Annotated in this window: 8 protein-coding genes and 2 pseudogenes; 8 read left to right on the top strand and 2 right to left on the bottom strand. The window is 61.2% G+C overall.

Translation table 11 applies throughout. The annotated features are described in order from the left end of the window. The first annotated feature begins 7 nt into the window (after positions 1-7). Positions 8-424, top strand: coding sequence for a CopD family protein (locus QCE49_RS10890; protein ID WP_008342849.1), 417 nt, complete (start codon positions 8-10; stop codon positions 422-424). On the opposite strand, the gene QCE49_RS10885 is transcribed toward QCE49_RS10890, so the two are convergent. Both QCE49_RS10885 and QCE49_RS10880 read right to left on the bottom strand, forming a co-directional pair. Continuing rightward, on the bottom strand, positions 411-2,276 hold the full coding sequence (locus tag QCE49_RS10885; protein WP_250460666.1) for a hypothetical protein: 1,866 nt from the start codon (positions 2,274-2,276) through the stop codon (positions 411-413). The genes QCE49_RS10890 and QCE49_RS10885 overlap by 14 nt on opposite strands. An 86-nt stretch (positions 2,277-2,362) precedes the next feature. Beyond that, positions 2,363-3,202 carry a MurR/RpiR family transcriptional regulator gene (locus QCE49_RS10880; protein ID WP_241814131.1) on the bottom strand — a complete coding sequence of 280 codons (840 nt, stop codon included), beginning with the start codon at positions 3,200-3,202 and terminating at the stop codon, positions 2,363-2,365. A gap of 299 nt (positions 3,203-3,501) precedes the next feature. Between QCE49_RS10880 and edd the strand changes: the two genes are divergently transcribed. From edd to QCE49_RS10820, 7 genes and pseudogenes are all read left to right on the top strand, one after another. Continuing rightward, positions 3,502-5,454, top strand: a complete 1,953-nt coding sequence (gene edd / locus QCE49_RS10875; protein WP_239295135.1) for a phosphogluconate dehydratase — start codon at positions 3,502-3,504, stop codon at positions 5,452-5,454. A 91-nt stretch (positions 5,455-5,545) separates the two neighbouring features. Beyond that, entirely contained in the window at positions 5,546-6,178 is a 633-nt protein-coding gene (gene eda / locus QCE49_RS10870; RefSeq protein WP_008342842.1) for a bifunctional 4-hydroxy-2-oxoglutarate aldolase/2-dehydro-3-deoxy-phosphogluconate aldolase, read from the top strand. 527 nt (positions 6,179-6,705) lie between these two features. Then, positions 6,706-7,866 carry a DUF2827 domain-containing protein gene (locus QCE49_RS10865; protein WP_284508459.1) on the top strand — a complete coding sequence of 387 codons (1,161 nt, stop codon included), beginning with the start codon at positions 6,706-6,708 and terminating at the stop codon, positions 7,864-7,866. Beyond that, positions 7,863-9,013, top strand: a pseudogene (locus QCE49_RS10860) (DUF2827 domain-containing protein). The gene QCE49_RS10865 and the pseudogene QCE49_RS10860 overlap by 4 nt, the downstream one beginning before the upstream one ends. Positions 9,014-9,058: 45 nt before the next feature. After that, a complete protein-coding gene (locus tag QCE49_RS10855) occupies positions 9,059-10,186 on the top strand; it encodes a DUF2827 domain-containing protein (protein WP_250435171.1) in 1,128 nt (375 codons plus the stop codon). Positions 10,187-10,564: 378 nt separating this feature from the next. Next, a pseudogene (locus QCE49_RS34530) lies at positions 10,565-19,639 on the top strand (ESPR-type extended signal peptide-containing protein); the annotation flags it as partial. An 879-nt stretch (positions 19,640-20,518) separates the two neighbouring features. Further along, complete coding sequence (locus tag QCE49_RS10820; protein WP_250457435.1) at positions 20,519-21,688, top strand: YadA-like family protein; 1,170 nt, start codon at positions 20,519-20,521, stop codon at positions 21,686-21,688. Positions 21,689-22,125 lie beyond the last annotated feature (437 nt).

Here is a 22,125-nt window from a genome sequence, read left to right as displayed (position 1 = left end):
AGAACCGATGCTCTGGATCAAATCGCTGCATATCGTGCTCGTCGCTTCATGGTTCGCGGGGCTGTTCTATTTGCCGCGCATCTTCGTGAACCTTGCGATGGAGAAAGACCCCGCGGCCACCGCGCGTCTGCTCCTCATGGCGCGCAAGCTCTTTCGCTTCATGACGTTCATCGCCGTGCCCGCGCTCGCGTGCGGGCTGTGGCTGTGGCTCGTCGTGGGCATCGGCGCGGGGCAGGGCTGGCTGCACGCTAAGCTGACGATCGTCGTCTTGCTGATCGCCTATCACGCATATTGCGGGCGCTTGCTGCACACGTTTCAGCGCGGCGAAAACAAGCGTTCGGACAAGTGGTATCGGATGTATAACGAGCTGCCGGTGCTCGGGCTGCTCGGCGCGACGCTGCTCGTCGTGATCAAGCCGTTCTGACGCGTTCGTGCTTCACCAGATCGAGGACCATTTCCCCGAACACTTCGGGACGGCCTTCGAAGAAACGCTGGACCACATTCTTCTCGAGCATGTAGCGGCGCAGCGATTCGCGTTCTTCGTGATTGTTCGCGAGCCTGACCGCCGCTTCGACATATTCCTCGACCGTGTCCGCGACCAGCCAGCCGGGCATGTACGCGCGCATGAACATGGCGCCGTCGATGCGCTCGAACACTTCCCGCCCTGTCTTGCACACGCCCGGCAAACCGACGGTGAACGCGTCCACGATGCCGTTCGTGTTGCCGAACGGGAAGGGGCTCAGGAACATGTCCATGTCGTTGAGATAGCGGATGTATTTCATGTAGGGCTGCTGCGGAACGATTAGCGCGTTCCGTTTCGCAAACGTCTCCGCGGCGGATTTCGCCAGGTGCAACAGCGCGACGGCGTTTCCACCGCTAGTCAGAAAATGGAAGCGGACCGGGGCGCGGCTGCGCTCGGAAATTTTTCGGCATGCCGCCAGAAAACCGGGCGAGAGCTTCATCAGGCTGGCAGCAATGCCTATGTTGATTTCCGCCGACGGCTTCTTTGCCGGAAAGTCGATCGCCTTCATCGCGCCCGAAGGTCGATAAGGCTGGCCATCTTTCGGAAGTCTCAATAGCTTTTCGCTGAAACATGCCGGATCGCCGACGTAATCGTCTTCCACGCTGACGTAATCGATACAGTCCGAGCGAGTGGTCGCGGGATGGCCCAATGCCGCGATCTGAATCGGCGCGAGCCGCATGTTCGACACGTTGAGCGTCAACAACGACATGCCCACGCTCGGCATGTAGAGGACGTCGGGGCATTCGCGTTCGGCGAATTCGCGAATCGCCGCGAGTGTGCGACGGAAGCCTTCTTTGACTGGCAATTCGATCACGCGCGTGAAGACCTGCCGTCCGAGTTCGCCTATTGCGTCGGCATCGCACATCGCGACGATATCGAAACGAGCGCGCGCGGCCTGCAAATTGAGCGAATGAGTACGCATGATCGAATGGCCATCGCCGAATGCTTCGAGCACGACGAGCATGAGCGGTCGGGCTCGTTCGGCCCGTCGCGACGCGGTGAGCTTCGTGTCGAGATCGGTCAGGCCCGTCGCCGCGAGCGTCTTGCGCACGAGCTTGTTGATGCTGCGTTTGATTGCATGCCTGTCCTCGATTTCGGCATAGGTGCAGTGCATGTAAAGGCCCAGCAGCGGGTCCATCTCGATTTCCCAGAGATCGCTCTGCTGGTCAAGTGTCCTGTCGAGCCAGCTGAGGAGCGCCTCACGTTTGCGGTGCGCTTCGGTTGTGCCGGGAAGCATTTCGCCGGCTGTCGCAATGGCGAGATTGAGCGTCGGAATGGGGTCCGCACGCATGCAGGCGGAATAATCCAGCGTCAGGCGCGATTCGGAATTGCACAGCAGATTGAGCCGTTTCACCGCGTCAGGATAGGGCAGTTGCACGGTTCCATCCTCGTGGACCACCGGAAGAAAACCCCGTGCGAGATGGTCTGCATTGGTAAGCGGCGCCGCGCCGAGAAAGCGCTGGACAAGCGAGCGGCAGCCTGAGAATTTCAGAAACCGCGATTCCGTGAGCGTGATTTCCGTATTCCCGAGGAGTGCAACGATGGCCGCCGCCACGCGGCTGACGAAGCGTTCGAGTTGGCGCTCCCTGCTGGGTGTCGGCCATATCGCGGAAGGCGCCACAAGAGTCAGCAAATCAGGAAATGGAACATCGCGCAGGTAATGATCGAATTCGCAAAGCAGCGCGATGGCTTCGTCCGGCTTTCCGCCATAAACACAGGATTCGAAGCGCTCGACAGTGAAGGAACAGTCCATGTTGCATGGTCCTGCAAGACATCCGGTTTGTGGGAAGAATAGGCGATGCATCGCCCTTCGTTCGACGTCGAAGCGAACTTCGCCGCTTACGCACCCACCCGCCGCCCTTCGAGCACGTCCTTCGCTTCCGCAAGCTTTTCCGCCAGCGCGGGTCCCCGCGCCAGGGCGAGGCCGACCGCCAGAATGTCGCCGATCGCGAGATGCGAAACGCGCGATGTCATCGGCGAAAAAATGTCGGTGTCTTCATCGACGTTCGCGAACAATCCGACTGTCGCGAGACGCGCGAGCGGCGAGTTGCCGTGCGTGATCGCGATAACCTTCGCCCCGCCGTTCAGCGCCGATCGGCACGCATCGAGAATGTCCCGCGTGCGTCCTGTATTCGATATCGCGACGACGACATCGCCCGCACCGAGAAGCGCCGCCGAGGTGGTGTAGGTGTGCGGGTCCGAGTATGCGACAGACGGCACGCCCAACCGAAAAAATTTGTGCTGCATGTCGAGCGCGGCGATGCCCGACCCGCCCGCGCCGTAGAACTCGATGCGCCGTGCATCCGCGAGCATCGCGATTGCCGCCGCGACGCTGTCCGACGACAGGCTGTTGCGCACCGCGATCAATGCGCCGATGGTCCGGTCGAGCACCTTCGCCGCGACGCCTGCGGCCGGTTCGTCGGTGCGTACGTCGCGATACACCGTGGGAACATCCGCTGCTACGCCTTGCGCCAAGCGAATCTTGAACTCGCGAAATCCCGAAAAGCCGAGCGCCTGACAGAAACGCGCAATCGTCGGCTGGCTGACGCCCGCGCGCGCGGCGAATTCGGTCATCGACAGGTCGAGCACCTCGCGCGGCGCTTCCAGCACGTATTCAGCCAGCTTGCGCTCGGACGGACGCAGTTGCGCGCGCATCGCTTCGACTTGGGACAGCAACATCGGAATTCTCGCCTATTCTGAAAATTGCTACGGACTATAACGGATGATCGGTTTTGTACAAATACTACATACGTTGGATTCGGAATCTTAGGGAAATCCCGTAAACGTCCGTGCGATAAGCGTCTTGTTCATGTGACTGCTTGTCGCTCTGGCCAGGTTTTCGATTGTCATCGTGTAGTTTTTCTCCTAAACTCGCGAGACACGGCGCCCATCACAAGACAACGATTCAAACGCCGTCCCTCGCAATGTTCAACCCAATCTCAACGGCAGGCAGCCGGGAGTGAGACGAAGGAGCTTCGATGGTTTCCCCGCATCCGCAACTCAAGAACGTCACCGATCGCATCATCGAACGCAGCAAGCCGACGCGCGCAGCCTATCTCGCGCGCATCGACGCGGCGCACGGCCTGTTCCCGGCGCGCGGTGCGCTGTCCTGCGCCAATCTCGCGCACGGCTTCGCCGGCCTCGAGGGCCAGGAAAAGTTCGCGATCAAGGCGGTGCGCGAGCCGAACATCGGTATCGTGTCGTCCTACAACGAGATGCTTTCCGCGCACGCGCCGTACAAGAGCTTTCCGGACATCATCAAGCAGGCGGCGCGCGCGCATGGCGGCATCGCGCAATTCGCGGGCGGCGTGCCGGCTATGTGCGACGGCATCACGCAAGGCAACGCGGGCATGGAGCTGTCGCTGTTCTCGCGCGAAGTCATCGCGATGAGCACGGCCGTCGCGCTGACGCACAACATGTTCGACGCGGCGCTGTGCCTCGGCGTGTGCGACAAGATCGTGCCCGGACTCGCGATCGGCGCGCTGCAGTTCGGCCATCTGCCGACCATTTTCGTCCCAGCCGGCCCGATGACGAGCGGTCTCACTAACGACGAAAAAGCCAAGGTGCGCCAGGAATTCGCGACCGGCAAATGCGATCGCGGCGCGCTGCTCGAAGCCGAAGCGGCGGCGTATCACGGTCACGGCACCTGCACGTTCTACGGCACCGCCAACAGCAATCAGATGCTGATGGAAGTGATGGGCCTGCATCTGCCGAGCGCGGCGTTCGTGCATCCGCATACGGAACTGCGCGACGCGCTCACCGCCGAGGCCGCGCGCCGCGTGCTCGATATCACGCTCGAACGCGGCAACTACACGCCGATCGGTCATGTCGTCGATGAAAAGGCGATCGTGAACGGCATTGTTGCGCTGCTCGCGACGGGCGGTTCGACCAATCACACGCTGCATCTCGTGGCGATCGCGCGGGCGGCGGGCATCGTGATCGACTGGAACGATTTCGACGAGCTGTCGCAGGTCGTACCGCTGCTCGCGAAGATCTACCCGAATGGCAAGGCCGATGTGAATCACTTCCACGCAGCAGGCGGCGTCGCGTTCCTCGTGCGCAATCTGCTCGAAGGCGGGCTGCTGCATGAGGACGTGCAGACGGTCGTCGGCAAAGGGCTGTCGCATTACACCAAGGAGCCGAAGCTCATCGACGGCAAACTGCAATGGGTCGACGGCGCGGCAGAGAGCCACGACACGAAGGTGCTGCGCGCGATCGGCGAGCCGTTCCAGCCGGACGGCGGACTGCGGCTGATGCAGGGCAAGCTCGGGCGCGGCGTCATCAAGATTTCGGCGGTGGCGCCGGAGCATCGTGTGGTGAAGGCGCCGGCCATCGTCTTCAATTCGCAGGAAGAAGTGCAGGAAGCGTTCGACAAGGGCGAACTGAAGCGCGATTTCGTCGCCGTCGTGCGTTTCCAGGGCGCGCGCGCGAATGGCATGCCGGAGTTGCATCGATTGACGCCGCTTCTGGGCGTATTGCAGGATCAGGGCTTCCATGTCGCGTTAGTGACCGATGGACGCATGTCGGGCGCATCGGGCAAGGTGCCGGCGGTCATTCACGTATCGCCGGAAGCGCTGCTGCAAGGTCCGCTCGGCAAGGTCCGCACCGGCGACATGCTCGTGATCGACGCGCCCGCGGGCGTGCTCGACATCGAAATCGATGCGAACGAATGGGCTTCACGCGAAGTCGAGGCGCCGCTGCATCAGGCGGAGAACGAAGCGGGCTTCGGCCGCGAGTTGTTCGGCGTGTTCCGCAGCGCGGCGTTGCCGGCGGAGCAGGGCGCGTCGGTCTTCGGCGCGTTGATCGGCGCGGCAGCAAGCCACGACGGACACGCGCACGCGACGGCCGCCGCGCCCGAACGAAACGCGCTTCGCGACAATGCGCGGGCGGCTGCGTCGGCGCTGAACAAGGCGCACGCCACGAATCACTGAACGGAACAACGAAGGGCGTAACGCCCGGAACCTGAGAGAAACCCGCGGACAGACCCCAAGGGCGCCGCTCAAAAACCAGGAGTCGCATCAAATGAAAACGGTAAGCGAAATCGTGCGTCTGGGACCGGTGATCCCGGTTCTGGCTTTCGAAACGATCGAGCAAGGCGAGCACGTGTCGCGTGCGCTGCATGCGGGCGGCGTGAAGGTGCTGGAAATCACGCTGCGCACGCCGGCGGGCATCGGCGCGATCGAGCGCGCGAGCCAACTGGCGGACGATATCGTCGTCGGCGTGGGCACCATCACGAAGCCGGAGCATTGCGCGCAGGCGAAGAAGGCGGGCGCGCAATTCGGCGTGTCGCCCGGTCTCACGAAGGACATGCACAAGGCCGCGCAGGACGCCGGATTGCCGCTCCTGCCGGGCGTGATGACGCCAAGCGATATCATCACGGCGATGGAACTCGGCTATGAAATCGTCAAGTTCTTTCCGGCGCAACAGGCGGGCGGCATTCCGATGCTTCAGGCGTTCTACGGACCGTTCCCGAACCTGAAATTCTGTCCGACGGGCGGCATCACGGCGGAAACCGCATCGAGCTTCCTGGCGCAGCCGAATGTGGTGTGCGTCGGTGGGTCGTGGCTCACGCCGAAGGCCGCGCTCGCCGCGCAGAACTGGGAAGAAGTCACACGCCTCGCGCGGGCGGCGAGCGAATTGGCGCCGCATAAGTAAATTGCTGCACTAATCGAAAACGCGTCACGGCCGTGCGAGCGGCGGGGCGCGTTTTGTTTTTTCGCCTTTCGGTCAGGGCAATTCGTGCCCGACGATGCTCGTCTTCCGACATGCTTTCGCGTGCGCCGTCAGTCGAGCGCGCGAACATCAAGCTTTTTCGTCAAGCGATTCGATCAATATTTGAATCGGATAAATCCAAATTTCGAAACGCATTGTGTTTAAGACGTTTTGCGCATTTTAAGACTCGGATAAGACTAGTCTCATTAATCCCTGATTCACTGGGAATTCTAGAGATTCTTCTATATATTTAGCTTTCAGAAGTTCCCCGATATATCCAATCGCGGAAGCGAAGAGGATCAGGACGGTTCGGCGCATTCTGCACCATTCCTCCTTGCTTCCGCGCGATGCTGCTCGCACCAGCGCCGATCCCGCCGCACCAGCGTTCAACCGTGCCGGCCGAAAGATCGACTTGCCGCGGAACCTCTTCTTCAGAAAGCGAAATTTAATATCTTTAGGATGCCAATCCGATGACCATCCGAGTCGGAATATCAGTCGTCACGCATCAAGGCCAAAACATCTGGCAAAACGGCCTGGGCCAGAACGTGATCTTTCTGTCGGAAGCGCTTCAAAAGCTTCCGTTCATCGAGAGTGTTTCGCTCATCGACGTGGGCGACCAGAACGCATTGCCCCCGCAAGTGGACGCCGCGTCGAAAGGCCTACGCATCATGCGGATTCATGAGGCGACCGACGCCGTCGACGTCATCTTCGAAATGGGCGGCGCGCTCGACACCGAATGGCTCGATCTCATGCGCGCGCGTGGCAAGAAAGTCGCGTATTACTGCTGCGGCCAGCCGTACGTGGGGCTCGTCGAAGCGCCAGTGTTCGACAAGCCCGTGCACGTCATGCGCGCGGACCGTTACGACCAGGTCTGGCTGATGTCGAAGGATCGCGCGTCCGTCCCGATGATGCGTACGCTGCATCGCTGTCCCGTTCATATCATTCCGTTCATCTGGCATCCGCAGTTCATCGAGAGCCGCATCGTCGAAGTCGAGGAGCACGGTCTGCGCTACGGCTACGAGCGCCGCGCGGACAAGTCGGCTCAACCGGCCATCCAGCCGCAAGGTTTCCGGGTCGCAATGTTCGAGCCGAATATTTCGGTGGTGAAAACATCGAGCATTCCGATGCTCGTCTGCGAAGAGGCGTATCGCGCGGATCGTTCGAGCGTGTCCGCCATGCATGTGCTCAATTCCATGCACATGAAAGATCACCCGACGCTCATGTACATGGCCAACTCGCTCGACATCGTGAAAGACTCGAAGGCGACGTTCCATGGCCGTAACGATATCGCCGGCTTCATGGCGCAATTCGCCGATGCAGTCGTGTCGCATCAGTGGGGCAACGATCAGAATTACCTGTATCTGGATGTGCTCTACGGCGGCTATCCGCTCGTCCACAATTCGCCGTGGCTGAAGGATGCCGGCTACTACTATCCGGGCTTCGACGCGCAAGAGGGCGGACGTCAGCTGCTGCGCGCGTTCCGCGAGCATGACGATAATCTCAATGCATATCGCGCAAACGCACAGCGCGCCATCGACGCGGTCAGTCCTTTCAATCAAGCCAACCTGGATGCGTTCGCCGAACGGTTGATCAACCTTTGTGAGGGCAGCAAGCTCGAGGTAGGCGTATGAACATGCAAAGCAAATCCCGCATGCCGGAGCGGATCAACGTCGGCGTTTCCATTTTCATCCGCAAAGGCGAGCAGTCGCTGTGGGAAAACGGCATCTTCCAGAACTGCCTTTATCTCGTGATGTTGCTCATGCGCTCGCCGCGCGTGAAATCGACTTATCTGGTGACGGGCGGCGGCGACGGCGGCCCCGAAGACGCAAAGCGTTTCCTGTCCGATTCGCCTGTGCCGCTCATCGACATGGAAACGGCCATGTCCAAGCTCGACGTCATGATCGAAATGAGCGCGCAACTCAGCAAGGAATGGGCGATCAAGTTCCGCGAGAAGGGCGGCAAGGTCATCACGATGCGCGTCGGTAACGACTATGTCATCGATATCGAGCGCATGGTCTTCAATCTCCAGCACGCGCTGCTGATTTCGGGCGCGCCTTACGACGAAGTCTGGACGCTGCCGGAATACGAAGTCAGTTGCAAACCGTACTTCGAAACGCTCTTCCGCGCGCCGGTCAAGCTTATGCCGCACCTGTGGAGTCCGGTCGTGCTCGAACGCGAAGCGGCGAAGCTGCCGAATGGTCAGAAGTTCGGTTATCAGCCGGGGCGCCGGCGTTGGCGCGTCGGAATTTTCGAGCCGAACGTCTGCATGGTGAAACGAGCTATATCCCGATGCTCGCCTGCGACGTGGCGCATCGCGAGAATCCGGACATGCTCGAACGCGTATGGGCCTACAACACGTTCAAGCTGAAGGATCACGCGGCGTTCGTCGGTTTCGCGCACAGTCTCGATTATGTGAGACACGGGCTCGGCAACTTCGAAGGACGCTTCCCGTTCGCGCAGATCGTGCCGGCTTCCGTCGACGCGGTCGTGAGCCATCAGTGGGAAAACCCGCAGAACTACGTGTATTACGAAGCGCTCTACGGCGGCTATCCGCTGATTCACAACTCACATCTGATCGGCGAGTGCGGCTATCGCTATCACGATTTCGATTGCGAAGAAGGCGGCCGCGCGTTGCTTCGCGCCTTCGCCGAGCACGATGCCAATCTCGAAAGCTATCGCGCGACCGCGAAGAAATTCCTTCACACGCTCGATCCGGAAAACGAAGACAACGTGCGGATCTACACGCAGGCGATCGAGGCCGTCTACGCGAAGGCGTGAGTTCGGGATTCAGGCATCTGCCGCGAGGCAACGGAGTTAAATGGAATGAAGAAGTTGCGAATTGGCATCACGATCGGCCTGTTTCACGAGGCCGAAACGTTGTGGAACAACGGTATCAAGCAGAACGCGGTGTTTCTCGCGGAAGCGCTCAAGAACTGTCCGAACGTCGAGAGCGTCGTGCTCGTCAACACGACGCATGTGGCGATCACGAACCAATTGCCCTGGGATCTCGAGCGCTGGCCCACCGTCACATTCGATGACGCGAAGGACAAGGTCGATGTACTGATCGAACTCGGCGGCCAGATCGACGCGAACGCGACGGCTTATCTGAAAGAGCGGGGCGCGCGGCTCATCTCTTATTGTTGCGGTTTCGAATACGTCCACGCGATGGAGTCGATTCTGTTCAACAGACCCACTTTCGGCGACAACCTGTTCGTCAACCAGCGCTATGACGACATCTGGATGATTCCGCAAGTCGCGAACATCAGCGCGCCGTACTTCGAGGTGATGCGTCGTCAAACCGCGCGGGTCGTGCCGTTCATCTGGAGCCCGATGTTCCTGAACGCGCGTACCGTTTCGTTGCCGCATTCGGGCGAGTATCAGCCGCACGCGGGGCCGCGTCGCCTGAGCGTGATGGAGCCGAATATCAACGTCGTGAAATTCTGTCTCTATCCGGCGATGATCGCGGAATTGGCGTATCGCGAACGGCCGGACGACATTCAACTGCTTCAGGTGACCAACGCGCAGAATCTCGCCACGCAGTGCCGCGAATTCATTGTGTTGATGAACCAGCTCGACATCGTGCGGAACCACAAGGCGGTGTTTCTCGGACGCTTCGACACGCCGACATATCTTGCCGAGCATACGGATATCGTCGTGTCGCATCAGTGGGAAAATCCGCTGAATTACTTCTATCTGGAGGTTTGCTGGCAGGGTTATCCGCTTGTCCACAACGCTACGTTGTGTACCGATCTGGGTTACTACTACCGAGACAATAATGTTGCCGAAGGGGCGCGCCGCGTGGTCGAGGCAATCGATCAGCATGATGCGAACGTGGGCCGTTACCGGGACGAGCAGCGCGCGGCAATCGCGCGTTTTCTGCCAGACAACGCGGAACTGGTAAGCGGATACGCCGGTTTGCTCGATGAACTTGTGAAAAAGCCGCTGCGTTAAATCTCTACAAAACGCGGTTCGGCTCGACGCCGAGGCTGATCACTTAGATCAGCCTCGGCGTTTTACTTTGACGTGTTGATTCCCGTTCGTCTGCTTTTCTCAATGAGCGGTGCGACTTTGCGCCTCAGCTTTGCGTCGAAAATAAGAATAAATAAGACATATCCGAGCATTAGTTAATCGGACTGGCAATATGGTCCGTTTGAATCGGATTAATCCGAAAGACGGCAAAACATCTTCCTCCGCTTTTTCCACCTCACTTGCGCGAATTTAGGACATGTCCGCTTCATCGAAGTGGCGAGTCTGAATATTCTCTGCAGTGGTCAAAGTTGTTTCCTTTGTTTTTGTGAAGACGCTCGTTTTTGTGGGTCAATTCGGTTTATGAATAAGTCATACCGCAGTATTTGGAATGAGAAGGTAGGGACGTTCGTTGCAGTCGCCGAGACTGCAATGGCGCGAGGCAAGAAGAGTTCTGGCGGCGCGGTATGCGACCTAGAAGACGGTCAGAGCGCCATATTAGCGGCTTACCGGCAGGAAGATAACGATCCGCGCGACGTGTTCCGTGTGGCGGCAGGCGTCGGCGCGTCGGTGGCGATGCTATTTGGCGGTTCGACGGCTTGGGCTCAGAACTCCTCGATGTCGCTGTGCGATGGCGGCACCGGATACGTTTACAAGTCCAACTCAGCGACACCGACAGCTGATTCCGGTACCTACTGCGCCGGCGGCTTTAGCGGAGTCGTACTAAGCGCCGGCACCGGCTCCAGCGCCAATTCAATCTCCATCAGTAACACTACCGGCATCACGTTCACCGGAAATAACATCGCCTTCTCGAACGGGAACGTGAGTTTCTCAGGCAAGAACCTTGTCAACCTGAAAGACGGGAACATCGCGGTCGGAAGCATGGACGCCATCAATGGCGGGCAATTGTTCACGGTGTCCAGTTCGGCATCGACCAGCATCAGTTCCCTGTCGACGTCGACCTCCACGACGATTTCGACCATGGGGTCGACGGTCAATAGCTGGTCGACTTCGGTGACGTCGATCTCGCAAAGCATGTCGACGTCATATGCCTCGTTGTCGACCGGGTTCAACTCCATCTCGGGCAGCGTGTCCACCGGCTTCAACTCCATTTCGACGCAATGGAGCACGCTGTCGACCAGCACGTCGACCACGGTGAAGTCCTTGTCGACCTCGGTGTCGTCGATGTCCACGACCGTCAGCACGTTGTCTACGGCAGTGAGCACCGCAAACAGCAAGGTGGTCAGTCTGTCCACCGGCCTGAGTTCGCTTTCCATGTCTGCCTCCACGGGCTTGAGCACGCTGTCGGGCTCGGTTTCCACGGGCATCGTTTCGCTTTCCTCTGGCTTGAGCACGGCTTCGAGCAGGGTCAATAGTCTTTCCACCGGCGTAAGCTCCGCCACGAGCACCGTGAGCAGCCTGTCCACGGACATCAGCACGAACATCAGCACGGTGGGCAGTCTCTCCACGGTCGTCAGCACCACGAGCGACGCCGTGGTGTCGCTGTCCAGCGGCCTGAGCACGACGAACAGCTCGGTCAATAGTCTGTCGACCGGCGTGAGCACGGCAGCGACTTCGGTGATCAGCCTGTCGACAGGCCTGAGCACGACCGCCAGCACCGTTAGCTCGCTTTCGAGCGGCTTGAGCACGACCAACAGTACCGTCAGTTCGTTGTCGAGCGGTCTGAGCACGACGAACAGCAAGGTCGATTCGCTGTCGACCGGTCTGAGCACGACCAATAGCAACGTCAGCTCATTGTCCACTGGACTGAGCAGCGTCAACAGCAACGTCAGCTCGCTCTCGGCCGGAATGAGCACGACCAACGTTGCGATCAGCTCGTTGTCGAGTGGCTTGAGCACGACCAACAGTACGGTCAGCAGCCTTTCCACGGGTCTGAGCACCACGAACAGCAATGTCGGCATCCTGTCGACGGGCCTCTCGACGCTCTCGACGTCGGTCTCGACTGGCGTCAGCTCCTTGTCGTCGGGGCTCAGTACGGCTACCTCGTCAGTCAACAGCCTCTCGACTGGCCTCAGCACGGCCAGCAGCAAGGCAGACAGCCTCTCTACGGGGCTGAGCACGGTTAACACGAAGGTGGACAGCCTTTCCACGGGACTGAGCACCACCACGTCGTCGGTGACTTCGCTTTCGACGAACGTCAGCACGATCAGTAGTACGGTTTCGAACTTGTCTACGAGTCTGAGCTCGCTTTCCGTGTCTGCCTCCACGGGCGTCAGTTCGCTGTCCTCGGGCCTGAGCACGACCAATAGCGCGGTCAACAGTCTGTCGACCGGCTTGAGTTCGACGAACAGTACGGTGAGTTCGCTCTCGATCGGCTTGAGCACGACGAACAGCACAGTGAGCTTACTCTCGACCGGCTTGAGCACGGCCAACAGCATGGTGACTTCCATGTCGTCGGGCGTGAGCAGTATTTCCACGGCGCTGAGCACGACGAACAGCAACGTCGACAGTCTTTCCACCGGCCTGAGCACGGCGGGCAGCAAGGTGGACAGCCTGTCCACGGGTCTCAGCACGACCAACAGTTCCGTGACCAGCTTGTCGAGCGGCGTGAGTTCCCTGTCGACCGGCCTGAGCACGACCAATAGCACGGTAAGCAGCCTCTCGACAGGTCTGAGCACGGCCACCAGCAAGGTGGACAGCCTTTCCACCGGCCTCAGCACGACCAACAGCACGGTCAACACGCTTTCCACGAGCTTGAATTCGCTTTCTGTCTCGACGTCGACCTCGGTCAGTTCGCTGTCGACCGGCCTCAGCACGGTGAACAGCAAGGCAGACAGTCTTTCTACCGGCCTGAGTACCACCAATACTAAGGTGGACTCGCTGTCCACCGGCCTGAGTACGACGAACAGCAATGTCGATAGTCTTTCGACCGGTCTGAGCACGACGAGCAGCACCGTCACATCGTTGTCGAGCACCGTGAGCACGCTCTCGACGGGTCTGAGCACGACCAACAGCGCTGTCAGCAGCCTGTCGACGGGCTTGAGCACGGCCAGCAGCAAGGTGGATAGCCTTTCCACCGGACTGAGCACGACCAACAGCGCGGTTAGCAGTTTGTCGACTGGCTTGAGCACGCTGTCGACCTCGGCGTCGACTGGCATTAGCACGTTGTCCACGGGTCTGAGCACGACTAACAGCACGGTCAGCAGTCTGTCGACCGGCTTGAGCACGACTGCAAGCAAGGTCGATAGCGTGTCGACGGCTCTGAGCACGACGGACAGCAAAGTAACCAGCCTGTCGTCGACGGTGAGTACCTTGTCGACGGGCTTGAGCACGACGAACAGCGTGGTGAGTTCGCTGTCCACCGACGCAAGCACCACGGCAAGCAAGGTGGGCAGCCTGTCCACCGGCCAGGATCTGCTCTCGACGTCCATGTCCACTGGCGTGAGTTCATTGTCCACGGGCCTCAGCGTCGCAACGAGCGCAGTGGGCAGCTTGTCTTCGGGTCTGAGCACGGTCGCGAGCAATGTCGGCTCGCTCTCGAGCGCGGTAAGTACGCTGTCAACCGGCCTGAGCACGACCAACAGCACGGTTGCGGTGCTCTCCACGGGTCTGAGCACGACCAACTCCAACGTGGGCAGCATTTCGACTGCGCTCCAAAGCGCGGTGATGTATGACGATTCGACCCATTCGCAGATCACGCTCAACGCGGGCAAGTCGGCGGTCCGACTGACCAACGTCGCAGCCGGCTCGAGCGATCTGGATGCGGTGAACTTCGGTCAGTTGACCTCGCTGTCCGCCTCGGCTTCGACCGGCATCAGCTCGCTGTCTGTGGCTTTCTCGACCTCGGGCGCCGAGACGCTCAATTCGCTGTCCGCCTCGGTTTCGACCAGCGTGATTTCGCTCTCCACGGGCGTGAGCTCGGTGTCCGCGGGTGTGAGCTCGCTGTCGGTGTCGACCTCCACGGGTATCAGCTCGCTGTCCACGGGACTCAATTCGCTGTCGGTGTCGACTTCCACGGGCCTCAGTTCGCTGTCCACGGGCCTGAGCTCGCTCTCGGCGTCGGCCTCGACGGGTATCAGTTCGCTGTCGGTGTCGACCTCCACCGGCATCAGTTCGCTGTCGACGAACGTGAGTTCGCTCTCGACGGGCGTGAACTCGCTGTCGACAGGCATCAGCACGCTGTCGGCCTCGACCTCCACGGCGGTGAACTCGCTGTCCACGGGCCTGGCCAATGCGGTGATGTACGACGATTCGACTCATTCGAAGGTCACGCTGGGCGGCTCGGGTCATGCGCCGGTGAGTCTGACCAACGTCGCGGCTGGTTCGAGCGAACTGGATGCGGTGAACTTCGGTCAATTGAGCTCGCTGTCGAGTTCGACCTCGACGGGCTTCAATTCACTGTCGACGGCCATCTCGAACTCGAACGGTAACTTCGATTCGCTGTCCTCCAGCGTGAGCTCGCTGTCCACGGGCGTGAGCTCGCTGTCGGCGTCGAGCTCCACGGCGATCAGTTCGCTGTCCACCGGCGTGAGCTCGCTCTCCGCTGGCGTCAGCTCGCTGTCGACCAACGTGAGTTCGCTGTCCACGGGCATGAGCTCGCTGTCGGCCTCGACTTCCACGGCGATCAGCTCGCTGTCCACGGGCGTGAGCTCGCTCTCCGCAGGCGTGAGCTCCCTGTCCGCAGGCATCAGCTCGCTGTCGGCGTCGACTTCGACGGGCATCAGCTCGCTCTCGACGGGTATGAGCTCGCTGTCGGTCTCGACCTCGACGGGCATCAGCTCGCTGTCCACGGGTATCAGCTCGCTGTCGGTCTCCGCTTCGACGGGTATCAGCTCGCTCTCGGCCTCGGCTTCGACGGGCATCAGCTCGCTGTCGACGAACGTGAGTTCGCTCTCCACGGGTGTGAATTCGCTGTCGACAGGCATCAGCACGCTGTCGGCCTCGACCTCGACGGCGGTGAACTCGCTGTCCACGGGCCTGGCCAATGCCGTGATGTATGACGATTCGACTCATTCGAAGGTCACGTTGGGCGGCTCGGGCCATGCGCCGGTGAGTCTGACCAACGTCGCGGCTGGTTCGAGCGAACTAGATGCGGTGAACTTCGGTCAATTGAGCTCGCTGTCGAGTTCGACCTCGACGGGCTTCAATTCACTGTCGACGGCCATCTCGAACTCGAACGGTAACTTCGATTCGCTGTCCTCCAGCGTGAGCTCGCTGTCCACGGGCGTGAGCTCGCTGTCGGCGTCGAGCTCCACGGCGATCAGTTCGCTGTCCACCGGCGTGAGCTCGCTCTCCGCTGGCGTCAGCTCGCTGTCGACCAACGTGAGTTCGCTGTCCACGGGCATGAGCTCGCTGTCGGCCTCGACCTCCACGGCGATCAGCTCGCTGTCCACGGGCGCGAGCTCGCTCTCCGCAGGCGTGAGCTCCCTGTCCGCAGGCATCAGCTCGCTGTCGGCGTCGACTTCGACGGGCATCAGTTCGCTCTCGACGGGTATGAGCTCGCTGTCGGTCTCGACCTCGACGGGCATCAGTTCGCTGTCCACGGGTATCAGCTCGCTGTCGGCTTCGGCCTCGACGGGTATCAGCTCGCTGTCGGCTTCGACCTCGACGGGCATCAGCTCGCTGTCGACGAACGTGAGTTCGCTCTCGACGGGCGTGAGCTCGCTGTCCACGGGCGTGAGTTCGTTGTCGGCCTCGACCTCGACGGCGGTGAACTCGCTGTCCACGGGCCTGGCCAATGCGGTGATGTATGACGATTCGACTCATTCGAAGGTCACGCTGGGCGGCTCGGGCCATGCGCCTGTGAGGCTGACCAACGTCGCGGCTGGTTCGAGCGAACTGGATGCGGTGAACTTCGGTCAATTGAGCTCGCTGTCGAGTTCGACCTCGACGGGCTTCAATTCACTGTCGACGGCCATCTCGAACTCAAATGGCAAGTTCGATTCGCTGTCCTCCAGCGTGAGCTCGCTGTCCACGGGTGTGAGTTCGCTGTCCACCGGCATGAGCTCGCTGTCGGCGTCGACCTCCACGGCGATCAGCTCGCTGTCCACCGGCGTGAGCTCGCTCTCCGCTGGCGTGAGCTCGCTGTCGACGGGTCTGAGCTCGCTGTCGGCCTCGACCTCGACGGCGATCAGCTCGCTGTCGAGCGGTGTGAGTTCGCTCTCCGCAGGCGTGAGCTCGCTGTCGACCAACGTGAGTTCGCTGTCCACGGGCATGAGCTCGCTGTCGGCGTCGGCTTCCACGGGCATCAGTTCGCTGTCGAGCGGCGTGAGTTCGCTCTCCGCAGGCGTGAGTTCGCTGTCCGCAGGTGTGAGCTCGCTGTCGGCAGGCATCAGCTCGCTGTCGAGCTCGGCTTCGACGGGTATCAGCTCGCTGTCGAGCGGCGTGAGCTCGCTGTCCACGGGTATGAGCTCGCTGTCGACTTCGACCTCCACGGGCATCAGCTCGCTGTCGAGCGGTGTGAGTTCGCTCTCCGCAGGCGTGAGTTCGCTGTCCGCGGGTGTGAGCTCGCTGTCGGCTGGCATTAGCTCGCTGTCGACGTCGACCTCGACGGGCATCAGCTCGCTGTCGAGCGGTGTGAGCTCGCTCTCCGCGGGCGTGAGTTCGCTTTCGGCAGGCATCAGTTCGCTGTCGACGTCGACCTCCACGGGCATCAGCTCGCTGTCGAGCGGCGTGAGCTCACTCTCCGCAGGCGTGAGCTCGCTGTCGGCTGGCATCAGTTCGCTGTCGGCGTCGACTTCGACGGGCATCAGCTCGCTCTCGACGGGTATGAGCTCGCTGTCGGTCTCGACCTCGACGGGCATCAGCTCGCTGTCCACGGGCATCAGCTCGCTGTCGGCCTCCGCATCGACGGGCTTCAGCTCGCTGTCGGCTTCGACCTCGACGGGCATCAGCTCGCTGTCGACGAACGTGAGTTCGCTCTCGGCGGGCGTGAGCTCGCTGTCCACGGGCGTGAGTTCGTTGTCGGCCTCGACCTCGACGGCGGTGAACTCGCTGTCCACGGGCCTGGCCAATGCGGTGATGTACGACGATTCGACTCATTCGAAGGTCACGCTGGGCGGCTCGGGCCATGCGCCGGTGAGGCTGACCAACGTCGCGGCTGGTTCGAGCGAACTGGATGCGGTGAACTTCGGTCAGTTGAGCTCGCTGTCGAGTTCGACCTCGACCGGATTCAATTCACTGTCGACGGCCATCTCGAACTCAAATGGCAAGTTCGATTCGCTGTCCACGAGCGTGAGCTCGCTGTCCACGGGCGTGAACTCGTTGTCGGCGTCGACCTCCACGGGCATCAACTCGCTGTCCACGGGCGTGAATTCGCTGTCGACCAATGTGAGTTCGTTGTCCACTAACGTGAGTTCGTTGTCCACGGGCATGAGCTCGCTGTCGGCCTCGGCCTCCACGGGTATCAGCTCGCTGTCCACGGGCGTGAGCTCGCTCTCCGCAGGCGTGAGTTCACTGTCGGCAGGCGTGAGCTCGCTGTCGGCCTCCGCTTCCACGGGCATCAGCTCGCTGTCGACCAACGTCAGCTCGCTGTCCACGGGCGTGAGCTCGTTGTCGAGTTCGACCTCCACGGCGATCAGCTCGCTGTCCACGGGTGTGAGCTCGTTGTCCACAGGTATTAATTCGCTGTCGGTCTCGGCATCGACGGGCATCAGCTCGCTGTCGAGCGGCGTGAGCTCGCTCTCCGCAGGCGTGAGCTCGCTGTCGGCTGGCGTGAGTTCGTTGTCGGCCGGCGTGAGTTCGCTGTCGGCGTCGACCTCCGCGGGCATCAGCTCGCTGTCGAGCGGCGTGAGTTCGCTGTCGGCTGGCGTGAGCTCGCTGTCGACCAACGTGAGTTCGCTGTCCACGGGCCTGAACTCGCTGTCGGCCTCGACCTCGACGGGCATCAGCTCGCTGTCGAGCGGGGTGAGCTCGCTGTCCTCGGGGGTGAGCTCGCTGTCCTCGGGGGTGAGCTCGCTGTCGGCAGGCGTGAGTTCGCTGTCCGCAGGTGTGAGCTCGCTGTCGGCAGGCGTGAGCTCGCTGTCGGCGGGCGTGAGCTCGCTGTCCACGGGTCTGGACTCGCTGTCGGCGTCGACCTCCACGGGCATCAGCTCGCTGTCGAGCGGTGTGAGTTCGCTTTCCACGGGTGTCAACTCGCTGTCGACCAACGTGAGTTCGCTGTCCACGGGGCTGAACTCGCTGTCAAGCTCGACCTCCACGGGCATCAGTTCGTTGTCCACAGGCGTGAACTCACTGTCCACGAACGTCAGCTCGTTGTCCACGGGTGTGAACTCGCTGTCCACGAACGTCAGCTCGCTGTCGGCTGGTGTGAGTTCGCTCTCTGCAGGCGTGAGCTCGTTGTCGGCAGGCGTGAGTTCGCTCTCGGTCTCCACCTCGACGGGCATTAGCTCGCTGTCGACCGGTGTCGACTCGCTGTCCACGAACGTCAGTTCGCTGTCCACGGGTCTGGACTCGCTGTCGAATTCGACTTCGACGGGGATCAGCTCGCTGTCGAGCGGCGCGAGTTCGCTCTCTGCAGGCGTGAGTTCGCTGTCGGCGGGCGTGAGCTCGCTGTCTACGGGTATCAGCTCGCTGTCGGCCTCGACTTCCGCGGGCATCAGCTCGCTGTCGAGCGGCGTGAGCTCGTTGTCCGCGGGTATTAACTCGCTGTCCACGAACGTAAGCTCGCTGTCCACGGGTATTAGCTCGCTGTCGAGCTCGACTTCGACGGGCATCAAGTCGCTGTCCACGGGTGTGAGCTCGCTCTCCGCCGGCGTGAGTTCGCTGTCGACGAACGTCAGTTCGCTGTCCACGGGTCTGAACTCGCTGTCGAGCTCGACCTCCACGATGGTGAATTCGCTGTCCACGGGTGTTGAATCGCTGTCGGCTTCGACCTCGACAATGGTGGACTCGTTGTCCACGGGTGTGAGCTCGCTGTCGGCGTCCACTTCTACGGGCATCAGCTCGCTGTCTACGGGTATTAACTCGCTGTCAAGCTCGACCTCGACGATGGTGAACTCGCTGTCTACGAGCGTTGACTCGCTGTCGGCGTCGACTTCGACGGGCATCAGCTCGCTGTCCACGGGCGTGAACTCGCTGTCGGTGTCGGCTTCGACGGGCATCAGCTCGCTGTCCACGGGTGTGAACTCGCTGTCGGCGTCGGCCTCCACGGGCATCAGCTCGCTGTCGGCTTCGAGCTCCACGGGCATCAGTTCGCTCTCCACGGGTGTGAACTCGCTGTCGACCAGCATGAGCACGCTGTCGACTTCGACCTCGACGGGCATCAGCTCGCTGTCCACGGGCATCAACTCGTTGTCGGTCTCGACCTCCACGGCGATGAACTCGCTGTCCACGGGCCTGGCCAATGCGGTGATGTACGACAACACGGACCACTCGAAGGTCACGCTGGGCGGCTCCGGCCACACGCCGGTGACGCTCACGAACGTGGCTGACGGTTCGAGCCAGTACGACGCGGTGAACTTCGGCCAGTTGAGTTCGCTGTCGGCCTCGACTTCGACGGACATCAGCTCGTTGTCCACGGGCATCAGCTCGCTGTCGACCTCGACCTCCACGGGCATCAGTTCGTTGTCCACGGGCGTGAGTTCGTTGTCGGTGTCGGCCTCCACGGCGGTCAGTTCGCTGTCCACGGGCGTGAGCTCGCTGTCGGTGTCGACCTCCACGGCGATCAGCTCGCTGTCCACAGGCGTGAGTTCGCTGTCCACGGGCATTAGCTCGCTGTCGACTTCGACTTCGACGGCGATCAGCTCGCTGTCCACGGGTGTGAGTTCGCTGTCCGCGGGCGTGAGCTCGCTGTCGGTTTCGACCTCGACTGGCATCAGCTCGCTGTCCACGGGTATCAGCTCGCTGTCGGCTGGTGTGAGTTCACTGTCCACGGGCATCAGCTCGCTGTCGGTGTCGACCTCCACGGCGATCAGTTCGCTGTCCACGGGCGTGAGCTCGCTGTCGACGGGCATCAGCTCGCTGTCGACTTCGACTTCGACGGCGATCAGCTCGCTGTCCACGGGTGTGAGTTCGTTGTCGACGGGCATCAGCTCGCTGTCGACTTCGACCTCGACGGGCATCAGTTCGCTGTCGACGGGCATGAGCTCGCTGTCGGTCTCGACCTCGACGGCGATCAGCTCGCTGTCCACGGGCGTGAGCTCGCTGTCCGCAGGCATCAGCTCGCTGTCGACTTCGACCTCGACAGGCATCAGCTCGCTGTCTACGGGTATCAGCTCGCTGTCGGCTGGCATCAGCTCGCTGTCCACGGGTATCAGCTCGCTGTCCACGGGTATCAGTTCGCTGTCGACTTCAACCTCGACGTCGATCAGCTCGCTGTCCACGGGTATCAGCTCGATGTCCACGACCGTGAGTTCGATGTCCACGGCCATCAGCACCGTGATCAACGACGTCACCAGTATGTCGACCTCGTTGAGCTCGATCGTCAATGGCAAGGGCATCAAGTACTTCCACGCCAATTCGATCCTGCAAGACTCGTCGGCGACCGGTAAGAACTCGATCGCGATCGGCGGCAACGCCAGCGCGACGGCGGAAAACTCGGTGGCGCTCGCGACCAACGCTGTGGCCGATGAGGCAAATACGGTGTCCTTCGGCAATTCGACCGACAAGCTGCGCATCACGCATATCGCTGACGGTGTCAACGACGACGATGTCGCGACCGTGGGTCAGTTGAAGGAAACGAGCCTGTATAAGGACGGTACGAACGGGAAGCCGAAGGCGGCCGTCACGTTCGACACGACGTCGACCGGAGAGACGGACTACAGCAACATCACGCTGGCCGGCAAGGACGGAACGACCATTCACAATGTGAGTACCGCCATCGCCCCGACTGACCTTGTCAACAAGGCGCAGTTGGATGCGCTGTCCAGCCAGATTGCGAACATAACGACTTCCGATAACCCGTTGTTCGCAGCGGACGGCAATCGTGCAACCGAAGCGGCTGTAGCAAGCGGCACCCATGCGACGGCAAGCGGCGCGAAGGCTCAGGCAACGGGTGCGAACTCGGTCGCCAACGGCTCGAGCGCGGTTGCCAGCGGCGTCGGCGCGGTGGCTATCGGTGCGAACACGCGGGCAACGGCGGATGACTCCGTCGCGCTGGGCGCGAGCTCGGTGGCTGATCGTGCGAACACGGTGTCGGTTGGCGCAGCGGGTAGCGAGCGCCAGATCACCAACGTGGCTGCCGGTACGGAAGGCGCGGATCTGGTCAACGTCAACCAGTTGAACGATGCGGTCACGCAATCGAACAGCTACACCGACAGCGTCGTGAATGGCATGCAAGGCGCCGTCGCCGAGGTGGGTCGTAACGCCTACTCGGGCATCGCTGCGGCAACGGCGTTGGCGATGATCCCGAACATCGACCAGGACAAGATCATGTCGGTCGGTGTGGGCGGTGCGACGTATCAGGGTTACGCGGCAGCGGCTGTTGCGGTCAACCTCCGTGTCACCCAGAACCTGGTGCTGAAGGCCGGTGCTGGTTCGAGCCGCAACGGAACGGTGTACGGCGCTAACGCTTCGTACCGCTGGTAAGAGTGAGCGCCTGACCTGACGGTCAGGGAGTCTGGGCAATCGTGTTGTCACGCGATTGCCCAGATCGATCACTCGCCATTTGTCGACCATTACCTGTCAAACGCGAAATGTCTAAATTATTTTTCACGATCCTCGCTGCAGTCGGAGTGCTCTCCGCTTGCACGACGGACACGGGCTTGAGCTACTCCGCTCAAAATTTGAATGTTGCCGGTCAAAGCGGGGCGCAACGCGTCACCTGTTCGGGGCTGTTCGAATCGCAGAACAGTTGCGTGTCGAAGGCTGCCCGGATTTGCGAGGATCGCCAAGTAATCGTGGTTCAAGCCCTCGACAACCCGCAGCTCAGGCCAGGCGGAAGCCGCGCGCGCCAATTGGACTTCCAGTGCGCAGCGGCAACGAAGCCGGCGGCCTGATGCATTGCAAATCGTTCGGGCGAGAAG

Origin of the sequence: Caballeronia sp. LZ008, from assembly GCF_031451435.1 — a bacterium.
GTDB lineage: Bacteria > Pseudomonadota > Gammaproteobacteria > Burkholderiales > Burkholderiaceae > Caballeronia > Caballeronia zhejiangensis.
This window is presented reverse-complemented; position numbering and strand designations above follow the sequence as displayed.

Bases quoted from the DNA above. Each gene is read 5' to 3' on its own strand.
- QCE49_RS10890 (WP_008342849.1), top strand. From the start codon at position 8: ATGCTCTGGATCAAATCGCTGCATATCGTGCTCGTCGCTTCATGGTTC.
- QCE49_RS10885 (WP_250460666.1), bottom strand. From the start codon at position 2,276: ATGGACTGTTCCTTCACTGTCGAGCGCTTCGAATCCTGTGTTTATGGC.
- QCE49_RS10880 (WP_241814131.1), bottom strand. From the start codon at position 3,202: ATGTTGCTGTCCCAAGTCGAAGCGATGCGCGCGCAACTGCGTCCGTCC.
- edd (WP_239295135.1), top strand. From the start codon at position 3,502: ATGGTTTCCCCGCATCCGCAACTCAAGAACGTCACCGATCGCATCATC.
- eda (WP_008342842.1), top strand. From the start codon at position 5,546: ATGAAAACGGTAAGCGAAATCGTGCGTCTGGGACCGGTGATCCCGGTT.
- QCE49_RS10865 (WP_284508459.1), top strand. From the start codon at position 6,706: ATGACCATCCGAGTCGGAATATCAGTCGTCACGCATCAAGGCCAAAAC.
- QCE49_RS10855 (WP_250435171.1), top strand. From the start codon at position 9,059: ATGAAGAAGTTGCGAATTGGCATCACGATCGGCCTGTTTCACGAGGCC.
- QCE49_RS10820 (WP_250457435.1), top strand. From the start codon at position 20,519: ATGTCCACGGCCATCAGCACCGTGATCAACGACGTCACCAGTATGTCG.